20 protein-coding genes, 1 tRNA gene and 1 pseudogene are annotated in these 18875 nt (G+C 56.9%); 9 read left to right on the top strand and 13 right to left on the bottom strand.

Annotated features, from left to right (window positions below; translation table 11 throughout):
* The first annotated feature begins 117 nt into the window (after positions 1-117).
* The 5 genes from QZ487_RS06790 to purQ all read left to right on the top strand — a co-directional run bounded on the left by QZ487_RS06790 (position 118) and on the right by purQ (position 5091).
* A tRNA-Phe gene (locus QZ487_RS06790) sits at positions 118-193 on the top strand.
* Positions 194-341: 148 nt separating this feature from the next.
* On the top strand, positions 342-1148 hold the full coding sequence (gene purC / locus QZ487_RS06785; RefSeq protein WP_296023883.1) for a phosphoribosylaminoimidazolesuccinocarboxamide synthase: 807 nt from the start codon (positions 342-344) through the stop codon (positions 1146-1148).
* A 63-nt stretch (positions 1149-1211) separates the two neighbouring features.
* A complete protein-coding gene (locus QZ487_RS06780) occupies positions 1212-4046 on the top strand; it encodes a pitrilysin family protein (protein ID WP_296023882.1) in 2835 nt (944 codons plus the stop codon).
* A gap of 119 nt (positions 4047-4165) precedes the next feature.
* The gene (purS, locus tag QZ487_RS06775) at positions 4166-4414 is read left to right on the top strand and encodes a phosphoribosylformylglycinamidine synthase subunit PurS (RefSeq protein WP_296023881.1); all 249 of its coding nucleotides are present in this window, start codon (positions 4166-4168) and stop codon (positions 4412-4414) included.
* Positions 4414-5091 carry a phosphoribosylformylglycinamidine synthase subunit PurQ gene (gene purQ, locus QZ487_RS06770; RefSeq protein WP_285974896.1) on the top strand — a complete coding sequence of 226 codons (678 nt, stop codon included), beginning with the start codon at positions 4414-4416 and terminating at the stop codon, positions 5089-5091. The genes purS and purQ overlap by 1 nt, the downstream gene beginning before the upstream one ends.
* On the opposite strand, the pseudogene QZ487_RS06765 reads toward purQ, so the two are convergent.
* The 5 genes and pseudogenes from QZ487_RS06765 to QZ487_RS06745 all read right to left on the bottom strand — a co-directional run.
* Positions 5088-5522: pseudogene (locus tag QZ487_RS06765) on the bottom strand (EAL domain-containing protein); the annotation flags it as partial. The gene purQ and the pseudogene QZ487_RS06765 overlap by 4 nt on opposite strands.
* Positions 5523-5545: 23 nt before the next feature.
* On the bottom strand, positions 5546-5857 hold the full coding sequence (locus tag QZ487_RS06760) for a hypothetical protein (RefSeq protein ID WP_296023879.1): 312 nt from the start codon (positions 5855-5857) through the stop codon (positions 5546-5548).
* Positions 5858-5945: 88 nt separating this feature from the next.
* Complete coding sequence (locus tag QZ487_RS06755) at positions 5946-6326, bottom strand: GFA family protein (protein ID WP_285974895.1); 381 nt, start codon at positions 6324-6326, stop codon at positions 5946-5948.
* Positions 6323-8146, bottom strand: a complete 1824-nt coding sequence (gene glmS, locus QZ487_RS06750) for a glutamine--fructose-6-phosphate transaminase (isomerizing) (protein WP_285974894.1) — start codon at positions 8144-8146, stop codon at positions 6323-6325. Before glmS ends, QZ487_RS06755 begins: the two co-directional genes overlap by 4 nt.
* Before the next feature lie 91 nt (positions 8147-8237).
* Entirely contained in the window at positions 8238-9128 is an 891-nt protein-coding gene (locus QZ487_RS06745; RefSeq protein ID WP_285974893.1) for a DMT family transporter, read from the bottom strand.
* Positions 9129-9359: 231 nt separating this feature from the next.
* Here QZ487_RS06745 and QZ487_RS06740 point away from each other — a divergent pair, with 231 nt between their 5' ends.
* A complete protein-coding gene (locus tag QZ487_RS06740; protein WP_285974892.1) occupies positions 9360-10910 on the top strand; it encodes a CpaF family protein in 1551 nt (516 codons plus the stop codon).
* 10 nt (positions 10911-10920) lie between these two features.
* Here QZ487_RS06740 and QZ487_RS06735 read toward each other — a convergent pair whose 3' ends face one another.
* On the bottom strand, positions 10921-11088 hold the full coding sequence (locus tag QZ487_RS06735) for a hypothetical protein (RefSeq protein WP_285974891.1): 168 nt from the start codon (positions 11086-11088) through the stop codon (positions 10921-10923).
* A gap of 156 nt (positions 11089-11244) precedes the next feature.
* Between QZ487_RS06735 and QZ487_RS06730 the strand changes: the two genes are divergently transcribed.
* Both QZ487_RS06730 and QZ487_RS06725 read left to right on the top strand, forming a co-directional pair.
* Positions 11245-12159: a DMT family transporter gene (locus tag QZ487_RS06730; RefSeq protein WP_296023878.1), complete on the top strand. Its 915-nt coding sequence runs from the start codon at positions 11245-11247 to the stop codon at positions 12157-12159.
* Between the two features lie 153 nt (positions 12160-12312).
* Positions 12313-12438, top strand: a complete 126-nt coding sequence (locus tag QZ487_RS06725; RefSeq protein ID WP_285974890.1) for a hypothetical protein — start codon at positions 12313-12315, stop codon at positions 12436-12438.
* Here QZ487_RS06725 and QZ487_RS06720 read toward each other — a convergent pair.
* From QZ487_RS06720 to QZ487_RS06695, 6 genes are all read right to left on the bottom strand, one after another.
* Positions 12435-13037 carry a DUF938 domain-containing protein gene (locus QZ487_RS06720; RefSeq protein WP_296023876.1) on the bottom strand — a complete coding sequence of 201 codons (603 nt, stop codon included), beginning with the start codon at positions 13035-13037 and terminating at the stop codon, positions 12435-12437. The two genes, QZ487_RS06725 and QZ487_RS06720, sit on opposite strands and share 4 nt — an antisense overlap.
* An 8-nt stretch (positions 13038-13045) precedes the next feature.
* Positions 13046-14608, bottom strand: coding sequence for a long-chain-fatty-acid--CoA ligase (locus tag QZ487_RS06715; RefSeq protein ID WP_296023875.1), 1563 nt, complete (start codon positions 14606-14608; stop codon positions 13046-13048).
* 81 nt (positions 14609-14689) lie between these two features.
* Entirely contained in the window at positions 14690-15142 is a 453-nt protein-coding gene (locus QZ487_RS06710) for an ABA4-like family protein (protein WP_296023874.1), read from the bottom strand.
* The gene (locus tag QZ487_RS06705; protein ID WP_296023872.1) at positions 15139-15837 is read right to left on the bottom strand and encodes an NAD(P)H-binding protein; all 699 of its coding nucleotides are present in this window, start codon (positions 15835-15837) and stop codon (positions 15139-15141) included. The genes QZ487_RS06710 and QZ487_RS06705 overlap by 4 nt, the downstream gene beginning before the upstream one ends.
* Positions 15830-16987, bottom strand: a complete 1158-nt coding sequence (locus QZ487_RS06700; protein ID WP_296023871.1) for a deoxyguanosinetriphosphate triphosphohydrolase — start codon at positions 16985-16987, stop codon at positions 15830-15832. The genes QZ487_RS06705 and QZ487_RS06700 overlap by 8 nt, the downstream gene beginning before the upstream one ends.
* A gap of 99 nt (positions 16988-17086) precedes the next feature.
* The gene (locus QZ487_RS06695) at positions 17087-18049 is read right to left on the bottom strand and encodes an alpha/beta hydrolase (RefSeq protein WP_296023870.1); all 963 of its coding nucleotides are present in this window, start codon (positions 18047-18049) and stop codon (positions 17087-17089) included.
* Positions 18050-18287: 238 nt separating this feature from the next.
* Here QZ487_RS06695 and QZ487_RS06690 point away from each other — a divergent pair, with 238 nt between their 5' ends.
* Positions 18288-18533 (top strand): hypothetical protein, encoded by a 246-nt coding sequence (locus tag QZ487_RS06690; RefSeq protein ID WP_296023868.1) that lies wholly within the window; start codon positions 18288-18290, stop codon positions 18531-18533.
* On the opposite strand, the gene QZ487_RS06685 is transcribed toward QZ487_RS06690, so the two are convergent.
* Entirely contained in the window at positions 18530-18847 is a 318-nt protein-coding gene (locus QZ487_RS06685) for a hypothetical protein (RefSeq protein WP_296023867.1), read from the bottom strand. The genes QZ487_RS06690 and QZ487_RS06685 overlap by 4 nt on opposite strands.
* Positions 18848-18875: the final 28 nt, after the last annotated feature.

The raw sequence follows: 18875 nt of genomic DNA, 5'->3' as shown, positions 1-18875 counted from the left end.
GCTCCGGGAAAATCCGCCATTTCCTTCCCAAATACCCCTTGCCAAGCCCGCGCACCTTCGCCATAGGCGCGCTCTCACTCGCTCGCCGGTGTTTCAAGGCACCCGCGCCGCAGCGATGCCTCGGTAGCTCAGTTGGTAGAGCATACGACTGAAAATCGTAGTGTCGGTGGTTCGATCCCGCCCCGAGGCACCACTCCCTTTCTCTGTGCGCAGACCGATACGGCAAGATTGCCAATTCGCCCGCTTCCGACTATGGTAACCACTCTCGCCCCGGTCGCCCTTTTGCGCATTTGCAAGGCCAGCCGGGGCGCATGTATTTTTGCAGCAAGAAAGCAAAGCCCATGTCGCGTCGCCGCCAGATCTACGAAGGCAAGGCCAAGATCCTTTATGAAGGCCCGGAGCCGGGTACGATCATCCAGTATTTCAAGGATGATGCGACCGCGTTCAACGCGGAGAAAAAGGGCACAATCAATGGCAAGGGTGTGATCAATAATCGCATCAGCGAACATGTGTTCACCCGCCTTGCGCATATCGGGATCCCGACCCACTTTATCCGCCGCTTGAACATGCGCGAGCAACTTGTCCGGCAGGCCGAAATCATCCCGATCGAGGTGGTGGTGCGCAATGTCGCGGCAGGCTCAATCTGTAAACGGTTGGGTATGGAAGAAGGCGATCCCCTGCCCCACACTCTGATCGAATATTATTATAAAGACGATGCTCTGGGCGATCCGCTGGTTTCCGAAGAGCACATTGCGTGTTTCAACTGGGCCGGCCCGGAGGAAATGCAGGACATCGCCAGCATGGCGATCCGCATCAATGACTTCATGAGCGGCATGTTCGCAGCGATCGATATTCGCCTGATCGACTTCAAACTGGAATTCGGCCGCATATTCGATGGCGATTTCAGCCGCGTGATCCTGGCTGACGAGATCAGCCCCGACGGCTGCCGTCTTTGGGATATGAAGACAGGCGAGAAGCTCGACAAGGACCGTTTCCGGCGCGATCTGGGCGGCGAAAGCGAAGCTTATCAAGAGGTCGCGCGACGCCTTGGCCTGCTGCAGAATGACGACAACGGCCCCGGCGAAGTGTTCGATATGTCGAGCCATCGCAGCCGCCTGCGCGGGACGCCACCTCTTCCCAAGAAATAGGCCGCCCACAGCCTATTCGATTCAGTAATTTGTCAGCCTGTGCGAGGCAGGTAAGCATGCATCATGCGTTTGTTTGCCTCGTTAGCGACCCTTGTCGCAGTCGCCTTATCGCCCACGCCGTTGCTTGCGCAGGAAAGCGCGCCGGATGAGCCCGCTTGGGCATTCGAGGACAGCGACATTCCGGTCGACCCGGCATTCCGGTTTGGCGAGCTAGACAATGGCATGCGCTACATACTGCGGCAAAACTCTACGCCCGAAGACACTGCGCTGGTACGGCTGTATATCGGCTCCGGTTCGCTCGATGAAACTGATAGCGAGCGCGGCCTTGCGCACTTCGTGGAACACATGGCGTTCAACGGTTCAAAACGGATTCCCGAAGGCGAAATGATCCCTCTGCTCGAACGTGAAGGACTTGCGTTCGGGGCAGACACCAATGCCAGCACTGGCTTTGATCGTACGCTCTATATGCTCAATCTGCCGCGCAATGACGAGGACTTGCTGGAAACCGCGCTGATGTTGATGCGGGAGACCGCGAGTGAATTGCTGATCGAGCAGGAAGCGGTTGATCGCGAGCGCGGCATCATCTTGGCAGAACGGCGTGATCGCAACAATTTCGCATTCAAGGCAGCTGTTGACGGTTTTGAATTTGCTGCGCCGGACGCGCGGTTTGTCCAGCGCGTACCGATCGGAACGTTGGAGGTGCTCGAGAATGCCGACGCAGAGCATTTGCGCGGCTTTTACGAACGCACTTATGTGCCTGAAAACGCAGTGCTGGTGATCGTTGGCGATTACCCAGAGGAACTGCTCGAAGACCGCGTGAAGCACTGGTTTGCTGACTGGCAGGGTGGCGCAGAGCGAACCGATCCAATCACCGGGCCAGTCGACATCACCCGTACCAATGAAACCGACATCTATGTTGACCAGGCGCTCAACGAAACCGTCTCCGTCACGCGATACGCACCTTGGGAAGAGCGTAAAGACACGGTCGCAAATCGCCAACAGAACCTGCTGCGAGAGGTTGGTTACGGCATAATCAACCGGCGTCTAGCGACACTCGCGCGGGCAGAAAACGCACCTTTCAGAGCGGCAAGTTTTGGCACGAGCGATCTGTTCGAGGAAGCACGCTCTACGAGCCTGACTGTCACCACTTCAGATAACGAATGGCGCAGCGGAATGATTGCTGCCGGAACAGAGCTGCGCAAGGCGTTGCAGTACGGTTTCAGCGAAGCCGAGGTCGCCGAGCAAGTCGCACGTCTGCGCACAAGCATTGAGAACAGCGCTCGTTCTGCGAATACGCGCAGCAATGGTGCATTGGTCTCTGCCGCACTTGGTCTGGTGCAAGAGGAGAATGTCCCCTCCACACCGGAAAGCTCACTGGATCGCTTTGAAGCTTTCGCTGATGAGATTACGCCGGAGGTCGCATTCGCAGCCGTGCTGGCGGATACGGCTGAGCTGACTGACCCGTTGATACGGTATCAAGGCCGGACAGAGCCAGAAGGTGGCGCGGAAGGGCTAACCTCCGCATGGGCAGAGGTTGAAGCGGCAGTGATTACCGCGCCTGAATTCGCTGAAATGGCAGAATTCGCCTATCAGTATTTTGGCACTCGGGGTGACATCGTTTCCGACGAGACAGAGGAACGGCTCGGCATCCGCATGATCCGCTTCGCCAATGGCGTAATGCTCAATTTGAAACAGACCGATATCAACGAGGATCGCATTCAGTTCCGTGTGCAGCTCGATGGCGGCGACCTGCTGAATACCAAGGACGCACCGCTGACCACGGCATTGGTAAGTTCGCTGGCAGGCGGAGGTCTGGGCAAGCATTCACAAGACGAACTGGTCAGCATTCTGGCGGGCCGCAGCGTTCGCCTGGCGTTGTCTTCCGCCGACAAGGGTTTCCAGATGTCCGGAACCACGACCCCGCGCGATCTTTTGCTTCAGATGCAGCTGCTCACCGCAGGGATTACCGACCCGGGCTATCGCCCGGAAGCGATCGAACGTTTCCGCAGAGGTGTCGCGCAATTCTTCGCAAGCATGGATGCGACGCCGGGACAGGCGCTGGGCAACAATATCGGCGCAATCCTGTCTGATGGCGATCCGCGTTTCTCGCTTCAGTCTGAAGAAGCTTATAACGCGCTGTCATTCGATCGGTTGCGCGAAGACATCAGTGATCGTTTGGCCAATGGGGCGATCGAGATCGCCATGGTTGGAGATTTTGATCAGCAAGCAGCGATCGATGCTGTCGCAGCAACATTCGGCGCGCTGCCAGAACGCGAAGCCGAGTTCCAACCCCGCGAAGAAGCTCGTGAACGTACTTTCACCGCAGATCGTGAAACGCGCATCATCACGCATTCTGGCGAGCCAGATCAGGCGCTTATCCGGATTGTCTGGCCCACCACCGACGATACCGACCATGCAGAAAACATTCGTCTGAGCCTGCTTGCCCGCGTTGTCCAAATCCGCTTGCAAGAAGTGCTCCGCGAAGAGCTTGGCCAGGCCTATTCACCTGGCGCGAACAGTTCACTGTCGCGAACATGGCGCGATTACGGCACATTCGATATCAATGTCGCGGTTGATTATGAGCAAGTTGATGCAGCGAGCAGCGCGATCATGGGAATGATCGCGGGGCTGCGCGAAAGTGTGGTTTCAGACACGGTTGACAGGGCGCGCGCACCGCTGCTCGAACAGTATGACAATTTGCTCAAGACGCTGGGTGGCTGGATGTCGCTGGCAGACAATGCACAGAGTGAAGCGGAGCGGTTGGAACGGTATTTCAACGCACCAGACATGATCCGCGCAGTGACACCGGACGATATTCGTGGTGCAGCACAAACCTATCTCTCTCCGGATGAAGCAGTGCAGATCATCGTTGTTCCAAAGAGCGTTCAGGCTGAATAGTCGCATTTGCCGGTGGGCAACCACGTGCATCACGATTGCAACATGCACCCATCGCGCTATAGGGCTGCGCATATTGCGGGCACGCGCAAAGCCGCCATGCCCCACCAGAGGAGCTGCTCATGAAAGTCCGTGTCCTGGTTCGATTGAAGCCCGGAGTTCTCGACCCCCAAGGCCGCGCAGTCCACCATTCTCTTGAAGGGCTCGGTTTCGAAGGTGTTGAAGACGTGCGCATCGGGCGTGTTATCGAAATGGATCTGGCCGATGGTACAAGTGAAGCAGCCATCGATGATATGTGTCAGAAGCTGCTCGCCAACATGGTGATCGAGGATTACTCGATCGAAAAGCTCGGTCAGACGGAGCCCGCCTGATGTCTTTCCGCGCAGCTGTGATCACATTCCCGGGGTCCAATTGCGATCGGGACATGGCAGTGGCGATCGAGCAAGTCTCGGGTACCGCTCCCTTGCAGGTCTGGCATGGAGACGATGCCCTGCCACAAGGCCTCGACTTTATCGCGCTGCCTGGCGGTTTTTCCTACGGCGACTATTTGCGCTCTGGTGCCATGGCCTCGCGGAGCCCGATCATGAAAGCGGTGGTGAAAGCTGCCGAAGCAGGCGTGCCGGTCCTCGGCGTCTGCAATGGCTTCCAGGTGTTGACTGAGGCCGGTCTCTTGCCCGGCGCATTGATGCGCAACGCAGGCCAGAACTTCATCTGCCGAACGATGCCTTTGACGGTTGAAAACAACCAGACCCTGTTCACAAGCGCCTATGAAGCTGGTGAAACTGTCCGCATTCCGGTGGCACATCACGACGGTAATTTCTTCGCGGATGACGATACGCTGGACCGGATCGAGGGCGAAGGTCGCGTGGCGTTTCGCTACGCCGAACCGTGCAATGGCTCTCGCCGTGACATTGCGGGCATCCTCAATGCATCAGGCAATGTTCTGGGCATGATGCCGCACCCCGAACGTGCGATTGAAGACGTGCTGGGCAGCAGCAATGGCCGCCGCTTGTTTGAAAGCGTGATTGGAAGCCTGGTCAGCGCTTAGGCGCGTTGTTGATTGTGCCGCACGGCAAAGATCTTGCCGGCATCTTCGGCGGACATGGGCCTGCCGAAGTAGTATCCCTGGATCTTGTCGCAACCTAGCTCACGGATAAGCTTCGCTTGCTCGGGGGTTTCAACACCTTCAGCGGTGGTGGTCATTTCAAGACTTTGCGCCATCGCCACAACCGCACGGATAATCGCGAGGCTTTCTGCGCTTTGTTGTGCAGCGCCGATCACAAATGTTCGGTCAATCTTGATGGTCGAGAAACGCAGCTTGCGGATGTAACCCAGCGAAGAATAGCCTGTCCCAAAGTCGTCCAAGGCCACGCTGCAACCCAGAGCCATGACTTGCTCAAGCGCATTTCGCGCAACACTGGCATCGCGGACAAAGATGCTTTCGGTCACTTCGATCTCCAGCCTTTGTGGGCGAAGACCAATATCCCGACCGGAGCAGCCGTTTAGAACAGGGTTGAAGCAGTGATCAGAACTGCCACGATGGTCCAGACCACGGCGCTTTCCACGCCACCCGCCTTTGGGGCAAAGACCAGCAATGCGACCGACCACAGCAGACCGGACGCAACGGGCGTAACCAATTGGTACCGGAATTCCTCTTTGGTGATCCTGCGCTTGTTAGTGTCGGCCAAACCGTTGTCGAACCTCATGCCGCGCAGGTGTGCCCACTGCTCGTCCGCCGGATCATTCAGACCAAGAACTGCGGCAGTGGAAAAACGCATTGGTTCGTCAACAAAGGCAGATTCGTGCTCGCTCACGCCATCGCAGTTCACGCGGAAAGGTTATATTGCGGTAAATGCAGGCCTAATAATCGAATAGCCCGTCAGCCAAACGATCAAAATTGCTTCAGATTCGACCCTCGGCCGCCTTTTCCCAATTCTTGCCGTCAAAAGGCACGATTTTGGGAGCAAGCACCTCTGCATCATCGAGACAACGCAAGTTTACGCTCCAGTCATCCGGGTGCGAACGCGGCTGGTAGAAGCATTTGATACCGCAAGTCCTGCAAAAGAGATGTTCTGCCTCTTTCTTCCCGAAACGATAGCGCGCTTGCGCGTCAGGCGCGGCGATTAATACGAAGTCATCGTGCGGGATGAACAAGTGAACATAGGCAGTCTTGCTGCAGATCGAACAATTGCAATCCCACACTTCGGGGTTCGGGTCTGAAACAGCCGTGAAGCGCACTGCGCCACAATGACAACCGCCTGAAACCGAGACCTTTTCGCTCATTCAACAGTGACTGACTTGGCAAGGTTGCGGGGCTGATCGATATCCGTACCCTTCACACAGGCAACGTGATAAGCCAGCAGCTGAACCGGAATTGCATAGACCATAGGTGCGATTAGCGGGTGCACCCTGGGCATTTCAATGGTGGCCATGCAGCCCTCACCAGCCTCGGCCAGGCCTTTGGCATCAGAAATCAGCACGATCTTTCCGCCGCGCGCACGAACCTCTTCCATGTTGGAGACTGTCTTCTCAAACAACGGTCCTGACGGCGCGATAACGATGACCGGCACCTTTTCATCGATCAGAGCAATCGGGCCGTGCTTCATCTCGCCCGAAGCATAGCCCTCGGCATGGATATAGCTGATTTCTTTCAGCTTGAGCGCCCCCTCCATTGCGAGGGGGAAGTCCTGACCACGGCCGAGATAGAGCACATCGCGCGCTGGTGCAATTAGGTGCGCCATCGCAGCAATATCCTCGTCGTGATCAAGGGCTGCATTGAGCGAAGCCGGTACTTCGAGCAGGTGCTGAACCACCTCCTTCTCTTCCTCTCGGCTCATCCGACCTTTGGTCACCGCCATATGCGCCGCAAGCGCTGCAAGCACCGCCAATTGGCACGTGAATGCCTTAGTAGAGGCCACACCGATTTCTGGACCCGCATGCGTCGGAAGCAGCAGGTCCGCTTCACGCGCCATCGTGCTGGTCGGCACATTAACAACAACGCCGATGGTTTGCCTTGCCTGCTTGCAATGGCGCAGCGCCGCAAGCGTGTCTGCAGTTTCGCCGCTTTGAGAGATGAACAGCGCCAATCCGCCATCCTCCAGCACCGGATCGCGATAGCGGAACTCACTCGCAACATCCACGTCGACCGGGAGCTTCGCAAAATGCTCAAACCAGTATTTGGCCACCAAACCCGCGTAATAGGAGGTGCCGCAGGCAACTATGGTCAGCCGCTTGATGGCTGAAAGATCGAAATCGAACTGCGGCAAAGCGACTGAATTGTCTGATCGGCGCAAATAGGATGTGAGTGTTTGCGCGACGGCTGTTGGTTGTTCGAAAATCTCTTTCTGCATGAAATGGTGAAAATTGCCCTTCTCGACCGCAGCAGCGGATGCACCCGAATGGCGCGTTTCGCGCTCAACGGGATTGTTTTCTGCATCGAAGATTTCTGCACCCTCTTGCGAAATGACTGCCCAGTCACCTTCCTCCAGGTATGAAATCTGCTGAGTCAGATGGGCCAGCGCCAGCGCATCAGAACCAAGGTACATTTCACCATCGCCGTACCCGACAACAAGCGGTGAACCCAATCGCGCGCCGATCAGAATATCAGGGAATCGGCGAAACGTAATTGCAAGCGAAAAAGCACCCCGAAGCTTTGGCAAAACCTCTGCTACAGCCTCCTGAGGTGTGAGCCCGTTTTCTATCCGCACCGAAATGAGATGGGCGACTATCTCCGTATCCGTTTCGCTCTTGTATGTGCGATTTTCACCTTTCAGCTCATCCCGCAGAGACTTGTAATTCTCGATAATGCCATTGTGAACCAATGCCAGTTCATCGGTCATGTGCGGGTGGGCGTTACTTGTCGTCGGGGCACCATGCGTTGCCCAACGCGTGTGGGCGATCCCGACGGATCCGGCGGCCGGTTCTGCGCCTAGTACCTCGACCAGATTGGCAAGTTTGCCCGATGCCCGGCGGCGCACCAGCTCACCATCACTGATTGTGCACAGGCCCGCGCTGTCATAACCACGATATTCCATTCGGCGCAGACCTTCGACCAGTCGATCAGCGACCGGATCCGATCCGACTATTCCAATAATACCGCACATTGTTCTGACCCTGAATTGCTGTTTCGGATATGGCGGCGCTAGCGACCACGCCCTTAACTAGAGATTGCCCTTACTTGTATTGGCCCCTGCTTCAAGCCATCTCTTTGTCGCCAGTGCTTTGATGCCAAAGAAAAATGCCAGCGCCAATGATTATACATGCACCGATCAAAGTGATTACATCAGGCACATCGCCAAAAAACCACCAGCCAAGAATAGTCGCAACCAACATCTGAATGTAGGATGCCGGCGCCACCTGGGATGCGCCGGCGCGCATAGTCCCGAGATAGACGAGCCAATGCGCCGTCGTTGCAGTCAGAGCCACGAAGGCACAACGCAGCACGACATCGAACTGGGGCCACGAGATCGACAGTTCATCAATCGCAGAATACTCGCCAGCGATGGTCGCCATGATCAGGATTGGGGCAGCGATAACAGCCATATAGGCCTGCATCGCCAAAGCGCTGCCCGTGCCCGCAGATGCCCGGTTTGCAATAATCATCAATGAGAAAAACACAGCGGAAATCAACGGCAGGATTGCAAGCCAACCAATCTCAGCCAGATTGGGTCTGAGAATAAACGTCACACCGACCAATGCGGCAATGCATGCCGCCCAAACCGCTCTGTTCACTTTTTCGCCCAACAAAGGCCCGCTCAACACTGCTGTCAGCACGGGCGAGAGGAAGGTGATCGCCATTGTTTCCGCCAGAGGCATTACGAAGATCGCGGAGAAAAATGCCAAAGATGCGCCCGCGAGACAGAGGCCACGTGCGACTTGCAGCCAAGGCTTGTTCGGACGAAAGCCGGCTTTGCCTTCGCTCAGCCCAAGCAATGCACTGAGCGCAATGGCACCGATTGTGAAGCGCAGGGCTGCGACGGCTGTCACTGGCCAATCGCCTGCCATGCTTTTTAGCACCGCATCACCCACCGAAAGTGTGGCAAAGCCAATAACTGCAAGCAGAATCCCGGAACGCGTATCTTGCAATCTTCGCCAATCAGTTTGTGTGTTCAGGCCAGTCGTGGTTGATAGACATAATTCATGCCTGGGCAAGCCGATTTCGTCTTGGGCAAGCCTCGCTCAAAGCCACGCTGCCATAGGCGGCAATCTTAGGAAAATAATAAGGTTTCCCATTTATTCACCATTCATCGAGAGGCACTGTTCGCGAATTGTGGACATGCCGAATTGGAATTGAATCAGCCGCTTGGGGGCCAAGGAATGAGCGCATTCGGCAAAAAGACCGGACCTGGGGGAATGAAGCCCGGGGCACGTCCATCTTTTGGCGTTGCACGACCAATGAAGTCGGGCGAGAAAGCTGATGCCGAAGGGTCCGAAGAAAGGGGCGGCAATCAGTTCCCGCCGCTTCCGAACGGTGGTGGCTCGGCTGAGCCGGCGCCCGCCGCGCCTAAACCAGCGCCATCATCTGGCAATCCCAATTACGACGCGATGGCGCGCCTGTCTGAGCGCATGAATGCAACACATGCGACTGATTCGGAAGTCGGTGGCTTCGAAGCCAGCATTCACAAGATCAAAGAGCAAGTGCTGCCACGTTTGCTTGAACGTGTCGACCCCGAAGCCGCGGCCACGCTGACCAAGGATGAACTGTCGGAAGAATTCCGCCCGATCATCATGGAATTGCTCGCAGAGCTTAAGGTCACTCTGAACCGCCGCGAGCAATTCGCACTTGAGAAAGTACTGATTGACGAATTGCTGGGCTTTGGCCCGCTCGAAGAATTGCTCAACGACCCCGATGTTTCGGACATCATGGTCAATGGCCCGCAGCAGACCTACATCGAGAAAAACGGTAAGCTGAAGCTGGCCCCTATCCAGTTCCGCGATGAAAGCCACCTGTTCCAGATCGCGCAGCGTATCGTGAACCAGGTTGGTCGCCGCGTTGACCAGACCACCCCACTCGCCGATGCCCGCTTGAAAGACGGCTCGCGTGTCAACGTGATTGTGCCGCCACTGTCGCTCAAAGGCACAGCCATCTCGATACGTAAGTTTTCCGAGAAGCCGATCACCTTGGACATGCTCAAGGAATTCGGCTCGATGAGCGATAAGATGTGTACCGCGCTGAAGATCGCTGGAGCTAGCCGGATGAATATTGTCATCTCAGGTGGTACGGGTTCGGGTAAAACAACCATGCTCAACGCCTTGTCGAAAATGATCGACCCGGGCGAGCGTGTTCTGACCATTGAGGACGCGGCGGAGCTTCGCTTGCAGCAGCCCCACTGGCTTCCGTTGGAAACCCGTCCACCCAACCTCGAAGGCCAAGGCGCGATCACCATCGGCGACCTGGTGAAGAACGCCCTCCGTATGCGCCCGGACCGTATCATTCTGGGTGAGATTCGTGGCGCGGAATGTTTCGACCTTCTCGCCGCCATGAACACCGGCCACGACGGCTCCATGTGTACGCTTCACGCCAACAGTCCGCGCGAGTGCCTGGGCCGTATGGAAAACATGATCCTGATGGGCGACATCAAGATCCCGAAGGAAGCTATCTCGCGCCAGATCGCGGAATCGGTTGACCTGATTGTTCAGGTGAAACGTCTGCGCGACGGTTCACGCCGCACGACCAACATCACCGAAGTTATAGGGATGGAAGGCGACGTGATCGTGACCCAGGAACTGTTCAAGTTCGAGTATCTGGAAGAGAGCGACGACGGCAAGATCCTTGGCGAGTTCCGCTCAAGCGGCTTACGCCCTTACACGCTGGAAAAGGCGCGTCAGTACGGCTTTGATCAGGCGTATCTTGAGGCTTGCCTGTAAGGATAGCGGTCTATTGCGAGAATAGAGCTGTCGGCAACGAGAGCGCCAACAGGCCCCCTCCGATGATCGCGCATGCCAGAAACACGAGAGTCCACGGCACCCATCCCACACGATCGAGCCGCGCTAGCCGCTCGCGCCGCGAACGCAGACGGTCCATAATCAGTGCAAAAATCGCCACGGCAATGAAAACTCCTCCTAAAAGAGCGACTTGATGGGCTTCGCTGGCGAATAGAAACGGGTTTGAATTTTTCACAGGGCGCATTTGGAGGCACTGAAGACGAAGAGCAATGCTTTCCGCGCTTGCGTCACCTTTCAACCGCCTTACAGCGGAAGCGTGACCAGCGAAGCCCCTGCCCAACGCCCCATGTTTGCCTTGCTGATCAGGCTTGCCGCGGCTGCAACACTGTCGGTGATGGTAGCACTGGTCAAACTGGCGAGCGAAAGCGGCCTGTCACTGCCAGAGATATTGTTTTGGCGACAATTGCCAACAATCCCGATCATTCTCTTGCTCTTCTGGAGCACAGGTAAACTGTCGCAACTGCGATCGAAGCGCCTTGGACAGCATGGCATGCGCGCTGCACTCGGGATCGGTGGCATGTTCCTGAATTTCGGTGCAGTCACATTGCTGCCTCTGGCAGAAGCTACCAGTTTCAACTTCACTTCAGCCATCTGGGCAGTCATCCTGTCCGCACTGATCCTGCATGAGAAAGTCGGGCTTTGGCGGTGGGGCGCGGTCGCGCTTGGCTTTGCCGGTGTCCTGGTGATTGCACAGCCCGGCAGCGGTCAGGTCCCTGTGTTCGGTGCCAGCGTTGCATTGGGTGCCGCGTTCATGATCGCGCTAATCTCTATCTATATCCGCGACCTGACCAAGACCGAGGGCTCGCTGACGATCGTATTCTATTTTGCATTGTTTTCACTGCTAGCACTGGCGATCCTCTTGCCATTTTTCTGGCAGACCAAGTCTGCCGAGCAGTGGTTTTACCTCATCGCTTTGGGCGTCAGCGGCCTGCTGGGGCAATATTTGCTGACCAGTGCCCTTCGATATGGAAGTGTGTCGAGCGTGATCGTGATGGATTACTCCGCGCTGATCTGGGCCGCACTGCTAGGCTGGTCGCTGTTTGATCGCTTGCCTCCGGCAACGACCTGGCTCGGCGCACCTTTGATCGTCGGAGCCGGCTTGCTGATCGCATGGCGGGAACAGCAGTTGAATATCGCCAGAAATCGATCTCACACGATCGAGCCATCCTAGCCGCTCGCGCTGCGAATGCAGCATATCGATGGAGTGAGGCAGCGGAGCGATGATCCACAGATCGCAGGTGGTTTGCGTCACGAATGATTGCTGCTGTTGCCGTGGCGTTCGGGTGGCGACTTGGCGCACCCGTAAGCAAAGGATACGCAAACTATGCGCAAGACGCTGATTGTAGCTGCGCTGGCAGCAATGACTTTGGCCACCGCCGCATGCAACACTGTGCGCGGCGTGAGTGACGACCTCAAGTCGGTCGCCGACGCGGTTGACGAAGAAACTTAAGCTTCGTCTATCCGGCGACACACCAGAATCAAGTTATTGGCGGGCAATTCGTAGCGGTTTGCTCGCCTGAAACCCGTTTGCGAAGCAAGTCTGTCGACGTCGATTGTCGAGCGCAGCCCCCATCGCGGATCGCGTGCCTTCAGACTTGCATCGAATCCCAGATTCGACTGCGCAGTCTCCACATCCGGTTCAACATAAGGTCCGTATAGGATCAGTGGCGCAGTACCCGTCAGCAATCGCGCGGCGCCCGCAAACAATCCCTCGCTCGCTTCCCATGGGCTGATGTGCACCATATTGATGCATAATATCGCATCAGCCTGATCAGTCGGCCACTGATCGGATAGCGCATCGAGTTGCAAAGGCGGGCGAAGGTTGGCGCTCCCTTCATCGTCCCGCCACGCCTCGATTGATGCGCGCGCCTCCTCGCTGGGGTCGCTGGGTTGCCAGATCAGATCGGGAAATCGCGACGCAAAATAAACAGCATGCTCACCGGTTCCACTCGCCACTTCGAGCACAGTGCCGGACGCAGGCAATTCCTTTGTCAGAACTGCTGCGATGGCATCACGGTTGCGCAAAGTGGCGGGCGCATACTTCTTCACAAGCGGCGCTAGCTGACCTGCCGCTCCTGCCCAGCCCAATAAGGCTCGCGCAGCTGCCGGCGCAGGATCTTTCCGGACGGGTTTCGCGGCATTTCAGCGATCACATCAACACTTTTGGGCGCTTTGAATGCGGCCACGCGTTCGCGCGCATAAGCGATGATGTCACCTGCCTCGACATTGTGGCCAGGCTTGCAAACCACGCATGCCTTGACCTCTTCACCCCATTGCTCGCTTGGCACGCCGATCACAGCAACTTCGGCGACTGCCGGGTGGCCGAAGATCGCGTTCTCGACCTCGGCCGGATAGACGTTTTCTCCGCCAGATATGATCATGTCCTTGATACGGTCTTGAATATAGATGTAGCCGTCTTCGTCCATGATCGCCGCGTCACCGGTGTGCAGCCAGCCATCCGCATCAATCGTTTCGCGCGTCGCATCGGGAAGTTGCCAGTATCCCGCCGTGTTCGAAGGTGACTTGACGCAAACCTCGCCGATCTCGCCCAGCGGCACCTCCTTGTTGTCAGGGCCGCGCACTTGAATCTCTGCACCCGGCACGGCCTTGCCCGCAGAGCGCATCCGCTGGTTGCCTTCGAGCGTGTGATCTGCGGGTGGCAGGATCGAGATCGTGCCCGATGTCTCAGTCATGCCGTAGGCCTGCAGGAACCCGGCATTTGGCATGGTTCGCACGGCTTCTTTCAAAAGTTCCAACGGCATCGGCGCAGCGCCATACATCAGATATTTCAGCGCGCTGAAATCGGTTTCTGCCGCGCGCGGATGTTGTACCACCATTTGCAGGGCTGCCGGTACGATAAACATATGCGTGGCGCCATTCTCGATCGCTTCGAGTACGCCCACAGGCGTGAATTCTGCTTGTATGAGCGTGCGGATGCCGTTGACGATGGCAATGTTGACGAGGCCCGTCCCGCCAATATGCGAACACGGCATGGCGACCAGCATACACTCGCCACCTTCATAGAAATTCCATTCCAGCCCCGCTTCATTGCCCGGGTTACGCAGACCCAGCAAATTGGCGTTGGACAACATCACACCTTTGGGATTGCCGGTGGTTCCCGAGGTATAGAGCTGCAGTACGGGCTCGTCGTCGCCGACCCGCTCGTGCTCGCCCGGTTCGGTGGCTGCAATTGCCCTGCGCGTTTGCGCTTCGCCCATGACGATTGGATTGGCTGGCAATTCAGAAGCGATCTTCGCGGCAGTCTCTGTAAAATCCTCACCGGTAAAGACGATCTTCGCGCCTGTATCCTTCAGGATATAGGCGATCTCCGGTGGGGCCAACCGCCAGCCAACCGGTACCATCACAACACCTACGCGCGCAGAAGCAAGATAAAGCTGGCAATAAAGGTCAGAGTTCTTGCCAAGCCAAGCAACCCGATCTCCCTTGGTCACACCATTTGCCGCCATAAGCGCGATGATACGGCGCGTATTCTCCTCAAGCTGAGAATAGCTTGTCGTTCGACCTTCCTGCTCAAGTGCTGTGTCATCAGGGCGTGCGCGGGCCCAGAAATTCAGGATGTCGTCAAAATTGATGAAGGCGTGATAGGCATTCTGGCCCATGGCGTGATCTCTCCCCGTGATCCTCTTTTCAAGGACTCTAAGAGAAAACGCTCGGTGGGCAAACTGTTCCTTTGATCTGCTCTAGCTCCAGCGGCCCTGCGCGCGTGCCCTGCCCTCCCGGATCACCAACCACAGGAACAACCCAAGCGGGCCAGCCATTAGCGTGAAGAACAGGATCGGCGCTTGCAGGAAGCGCGAAAAGTCCTTTGCATCGGCATCGCGTGCGATCCAGATACCTACGAACAGATCAAACGCCAGATAGTGGATCCAGCCAACCGTAATACCGCCATCGCTGGCAAAGACCGCGCGGACACCTTCGATGCTGCTGAAATTGGCTGAACCATCGCCACCAACCGCGTCAAATGTGCCTGTCATGATCCCGATCAGGCCAAAAGCGTAGGTGAGGCTCAGACCGCCCACCATCAGGTAAAGAAGAGCGCTGAGCAAGGCCGGCCATCGCGGCAGAAACACTAGCGCGACCCAAGCGATGAGCGCGACCATATTGGCAGCACCGAAAATTGCGTCCCAGTTCATTCACTCTCTCCCGATTTTACCCACTGGCGCGCGCATCGCACAATCTGGTCATGCGTATGCGTAAACCTGCCCGATGCCTTTCGGCCCGCAAAACCCAGCGCTGCCTGCGCCACCACTCGGGCATCGATAGATCGGTAGTCGCGATATTTCCCGCCCAGAAATGGATCGATCAGGGGCGCAATCAATTGCCCGATACCTTCGCCGGTTCGCTGGTCATTCTCTCTGGGACCGCGCAACAATCCCGGTTGCAAAAGGTCCAGACGCTTGAAGCCGATCCTGGACAGCTCTGCTTCAGTCTCACCCTTGACCCGTAGGTAGAAGTTCTTGGCGCGTGCATTGGCGCTGATGGAGCTGACCGCAACCATCCGGGTCACTCCCGCATCTTTGGCGGCGCGAGCTGTTTTGATGACAAGATCATGATCAATCGCGCGAAATGCCTCTTCGTCACCACCCACCTTTTTCATTGTCGTACCGAGAGCGCAGATCAATGCTGTGGGTCGCAATGCCTCGAACACGTCGCCCCATTTCTCAAGTTCGGCAACGAACAATTCCATCCGCGCGCCATGCGGCAGCTTAACTTCGCGACGTGCAATCGCCACCAGTCGTACGTCAGGCCTGCCGATGCATTCTTCGATCACACGCCGACCGACAAGGCCCGTTGCACCCACTAGCGCTACACGAAGTGGCTCAAACATTGGTCAATCCGCTCGGTCGTTCCCCATAGATTGCGGCACAACGCTCAATCGCGAAACGGTCGCTCATCCCGGCAATGAAGTCAGCAATCATCCGCGCACGTTGAGGGTTTTCAGCAGGAAGATTCGCTTTCCATTCTTCCGGCATAAGGCTGGCGTCCTGAGCATAAGCTTCAAACAGTTTTGCCACCACCTCGTGCGCGCGCTTAGCGGCTGCCACCTGATCCGAATGGTAGTAAAGCTTGGCGTACATGAACTCTTTGAGGCCGCGCTCTTGCTCTGCGAAGGATGGCGAGAATCCACCGAGCTGGCGCCCTGCCCCACGCACTTCTTCAACCGAACCAATTCCGGCAACCTGCGCCTTGGTATGGGTGATGACATCATTGACCATCAGCCCGATCTGATCGCGCACCAGCTCGCGCTGCAACCGGTCACGCGGCGCATTGGGGTAACGCCTTTCAACCGCGCGCCATTGGTCCTTCAACAGATCAAGTTCGAGTAGATCTTCAAGCGCCAGGAAACCCGCGCGCAGCCCATCATCAATGTCATGATTGTCGTAAGCGATGTCATCCGCCACTGCTGCAACCTGCGCTTCCAGCGAAGGCCACTGCTCGAACTTAAGCGGGAAAGCCTCGTCCAGCTCCGCCAGAGCCCAGTTTGGGGCTTCGATCGGCCCGTTATGCTTGGCCAGTCCTTCAAGCAGATCCCAGGTCAGATTGAGACCGTCATGGCCGGGATACGGGCTTTCAATCCGCATGATCGTGCGCAACGATTGCGCATTGTGGTCAAATCCGCCGTGGCGCTCCATCGCTTCGCACAAAGCATCTTCGCCTGCATGTCCAAACGGCGGGTGGCCCAGATCATGCGCCAAACACAGTGCTTCAGTCAGGTCTTCATCAAGTCCAAGACTGCGCGCGATCACCCGCCCGATTTGCGCGACCTCAAGACTATGCGTCAGCCGCGTGCGATAATGATCGCCCTCTGGTGAGATAAATACCTGCGTCTTCGATCGAAGCCGCCGGAAACTCATCGAATGGATGATCCGATCCCGGTCGCGCTGGAATTCGCTTCGCGGACCACGCGCGCCGGCGCGCTCTTGCGGAAATTCGCGACCCCGACTGATTTCAGGATTGGCTGCGTATGGCGCTCTCATTGCCCGCAGCGACTAAGTTAACCGCGCGCCCGCGACAACAGGAACAATAAGGCAACACCGTTTAGCTGTGTGGATTATCGCGACGAAGCGTCGCCAATATCACCCCTCGGGCTCCGCAGGCATCAGCTGTTCAATCCATTGGCGCAAGTCATCGAAGCTTTGCGCGGCATGTTCCTGCTGCGGAATGTGACCGATTTCTGGATAAGCGACAAAAATATTGTTCGGAAGATGCTGCGCGTACCATTCACCCGCGGCGAGGGGTATCAACGCATCTTCTTCCCCCCACATGACCAATGTTGGAACCTCCAATGCCTCAATCTGCTCCTCCGAATAGACCACTCGCGGCGTAGCGAAACGCTGCATCGTTGCCTGCCGGTTGCCGGGCAAACGTGCGAGCTCCCAATAGCGGTCAATCTCAGCATCGGTCACAATGTCCTGGTTCGAGACTGATTGTGAAAGGCTTCGTTCGAAGATCGAGCGCGGCATGAAGTGGCGCGCCACGTCCCGCAGTACCGGCGTTTGCGCGATGCGGAAACCGAGCGGCGGCGGCCCATCACGCTCGATTGGCGCGCCGCTGGCATCGACCAGAACCAGCCCGGCCAACCGATCCGAATGCTCAAGCGCGTAACCAGCTGAAATCCATCCGCCCATGGAATTACCGCCAAGAATGAATTCCTCCACGCCAAGTGCATCCGCAACAAGGCCTACGTCCTTGGTGAAACTCGCCAGGGTATAGTCTTCATCGGGAGCAGCACCTGTCAGCCCATGCCCGCGCTGGTCATACCGGATCACGCGATAGTCAGCCTTGAGCGCCTCTACCCACGGTTCCCATGTGTGCAGATCCGCATTCGAACCGTGCAGCAAGATGATCGGCATACCATCACACGCGCCTTCGTCGCGCAGATGAACGGTAAGACCATTGGAAAGCTCGACAAATTGCGAGGGCTCGCCTCCGTACTTGGCACGCATCTCCGTGGCATCTGTGTCTGGCGTTCGGAAGAACAGGAAAGCGATCACCAACAAAGCGACCAGTACGCCAAGAATTCGCAGCACCCACTTCATCCGAAACTCTCCACAAACAACTCAGCGCTTGGTGTGACAGCTAAACCCATGGAAATGCAAGCATAGGGAAATATCAGCGACCATACGAAGCCGCTTGAAGCGTGGGTAAACGACGAATTCGACGAGAAGAAAACACGACAATACGTCGCATCTACACTTTTGACCTTGTTAACAATCGCCTGCCAGATGTGTGCACGCGTAGCTTGGAATGCGTATACAATCACGGGAGGTCTTCCACTTGGCTGGTATCTTGGGCTACGCGCTACTTCCGTTTGCCCTGTTTCCTGTGACCTTTCTTTTGATCTATTCCAGTGCCAATGGAGTGAGCGATCTCGACGAACTATCCTACGGGTTGGCGGTTCTTGTCTGGCTCGCCTGCCAATTCTTTTTGGCGGCGATTTTCATCCCTTGGGCGAACAGCTGCCTAGGGGAAATCCGCAACCAAAGATACTTTGAGCCGGAAGGCTCCGACCCACCGGCCTAGTCCAGAAACGTCTCAAAGGCGCAGCTACCGCCAGCGCGAACGAGCACTTCCAGCGCTTCACGATCTTCAACGCGTTCAAGCCGTGTCAACGCCTCCCGCCCGCTTAACGGAACGACATCCTCGCCCTCTTCAGGCCCCAACCGTTCAAGTTTTCTTAGTTGAGGCAGTGTCAGTCGGTCGACCATCTTGGGTGCCATGCATTCGGCCATTTCCGGGCTGACACCGGCGTCTGTCAGAGCTCGCTCTACGCGCCGCTCAGTCACACGGTCGAACGCGCCGAGGTAATACGCCGCACCGACACCAGCCGCGATCAATAGAAGAAAGATCAGGAGTTTTCGCAAG

This window comes from uncultured Altererythrobacter sp., from assembly GCF_913057185.1.
Taxonomy (GTDB): Bacteria; Pseudomonadota; Alphaproteobacteria; order Sphingomonadales; family Sphingomonadaceae; genus Erythrobacter; species Erythrobacter rubellus.
This window is presented reverse-complemented; position numbering and strand designations above follow the sequence as displayed.

Excerpts from the sequence above, each read along its gene's own strand:
- QZ487_RS06710 (WP_296023874.1), bottom strand. The coding sequence starts at position 15,142 with ATGAACTGGGACGCAATTTTCGGTGCTGCCAATATGGTCGCGCTCATC.
- purS (WP_296023881.1), top strand. The coding sequence starts at position 4,166 with ATGAAAGTCCGTGTCCTGGTTCGATTGAAGCCCGGAGTTCTCGACCCC.
- purQ (WP_285974896.1), top strand. The coding sequence starts at position 4,414 with ATGTCTTTCCGCGCAGCTGTGATCACATTCCCGGGGTCCAATTGCGAT.
- QZ487_RS06715 (WP_296023875.1), bottom strand. The coding sequence starts at position 14,608 with ATGGGCCAGAATGCCTATCACGCCTTCATCAATTTTGACGACATCCTG.
- QZ487_RS06700 (WP_296023871.1), bottom strand. The coding sequence starts at position 16,987 with ATGAGAGCGCCATACGCAGCCAATCCTGAAATCAGTCGGGGTCGCGAA.
- glmS (WP_285974894.1), bottom strand. The coding sequence starts at position 8,146 with ATGTGCGGTATTATTGGAATAGTCGGATCGGATCCGGTCGCTGATCGA.
- QZ487_RS06695 (WP_296023870.1), bottom strand. The coding sequence starts at position 18,049 with ATGAAGTGGGTGCTGCGAATTCTTGGCGTACTGGTCGCTTTGTTGGTG.
- QZ487_RS06740 (WP_285974892.1), top strand. The coding sequence starts at position 9,360 with ATGAGCGCATTCGGCAAAAAGACCGGACCTGGGGGAATGAAGCCCGGG.
- QZ487_RS06705 (WP_296023872.1), bottom strand. The coding sequence starts at position 15,837 with ATGTTTGAGCCACTTCGTGTAGCGCTAGTGGGTGCAACGGGCCTTGTC.
- purC (WP_296023883.1), top strand. The coding sequence starts at position 342 with ATGTCGCGTCGCCGCCAGATCTACGAAGGCAAGGCCAAGATCCTTTAT.
- QZ487_RS06725 (WP_285974890.1), top strand. The coding sequence starts at position 12,313 with ATGCGCAAGACGCTGATTGTAGCTGCGCTGGCAGCAATGACTTTGGCC.
- QZ487_RS06780 (WP_296023882.1), top strand. The coding sequence starts at position 1,212 with ATGCGTTTGTTTGCCTCGTTAGCGACCCTTGTCGCAGTCGCCTTATCG.
- QZ487_RS06755 (WP_285974895.1), bottom strand. The coding sequence starts at position 6,326 with ATGAGCGAAAAGGTCTCGGTTTCAGGCGGTTGTCATTGTGGCGCAGTG.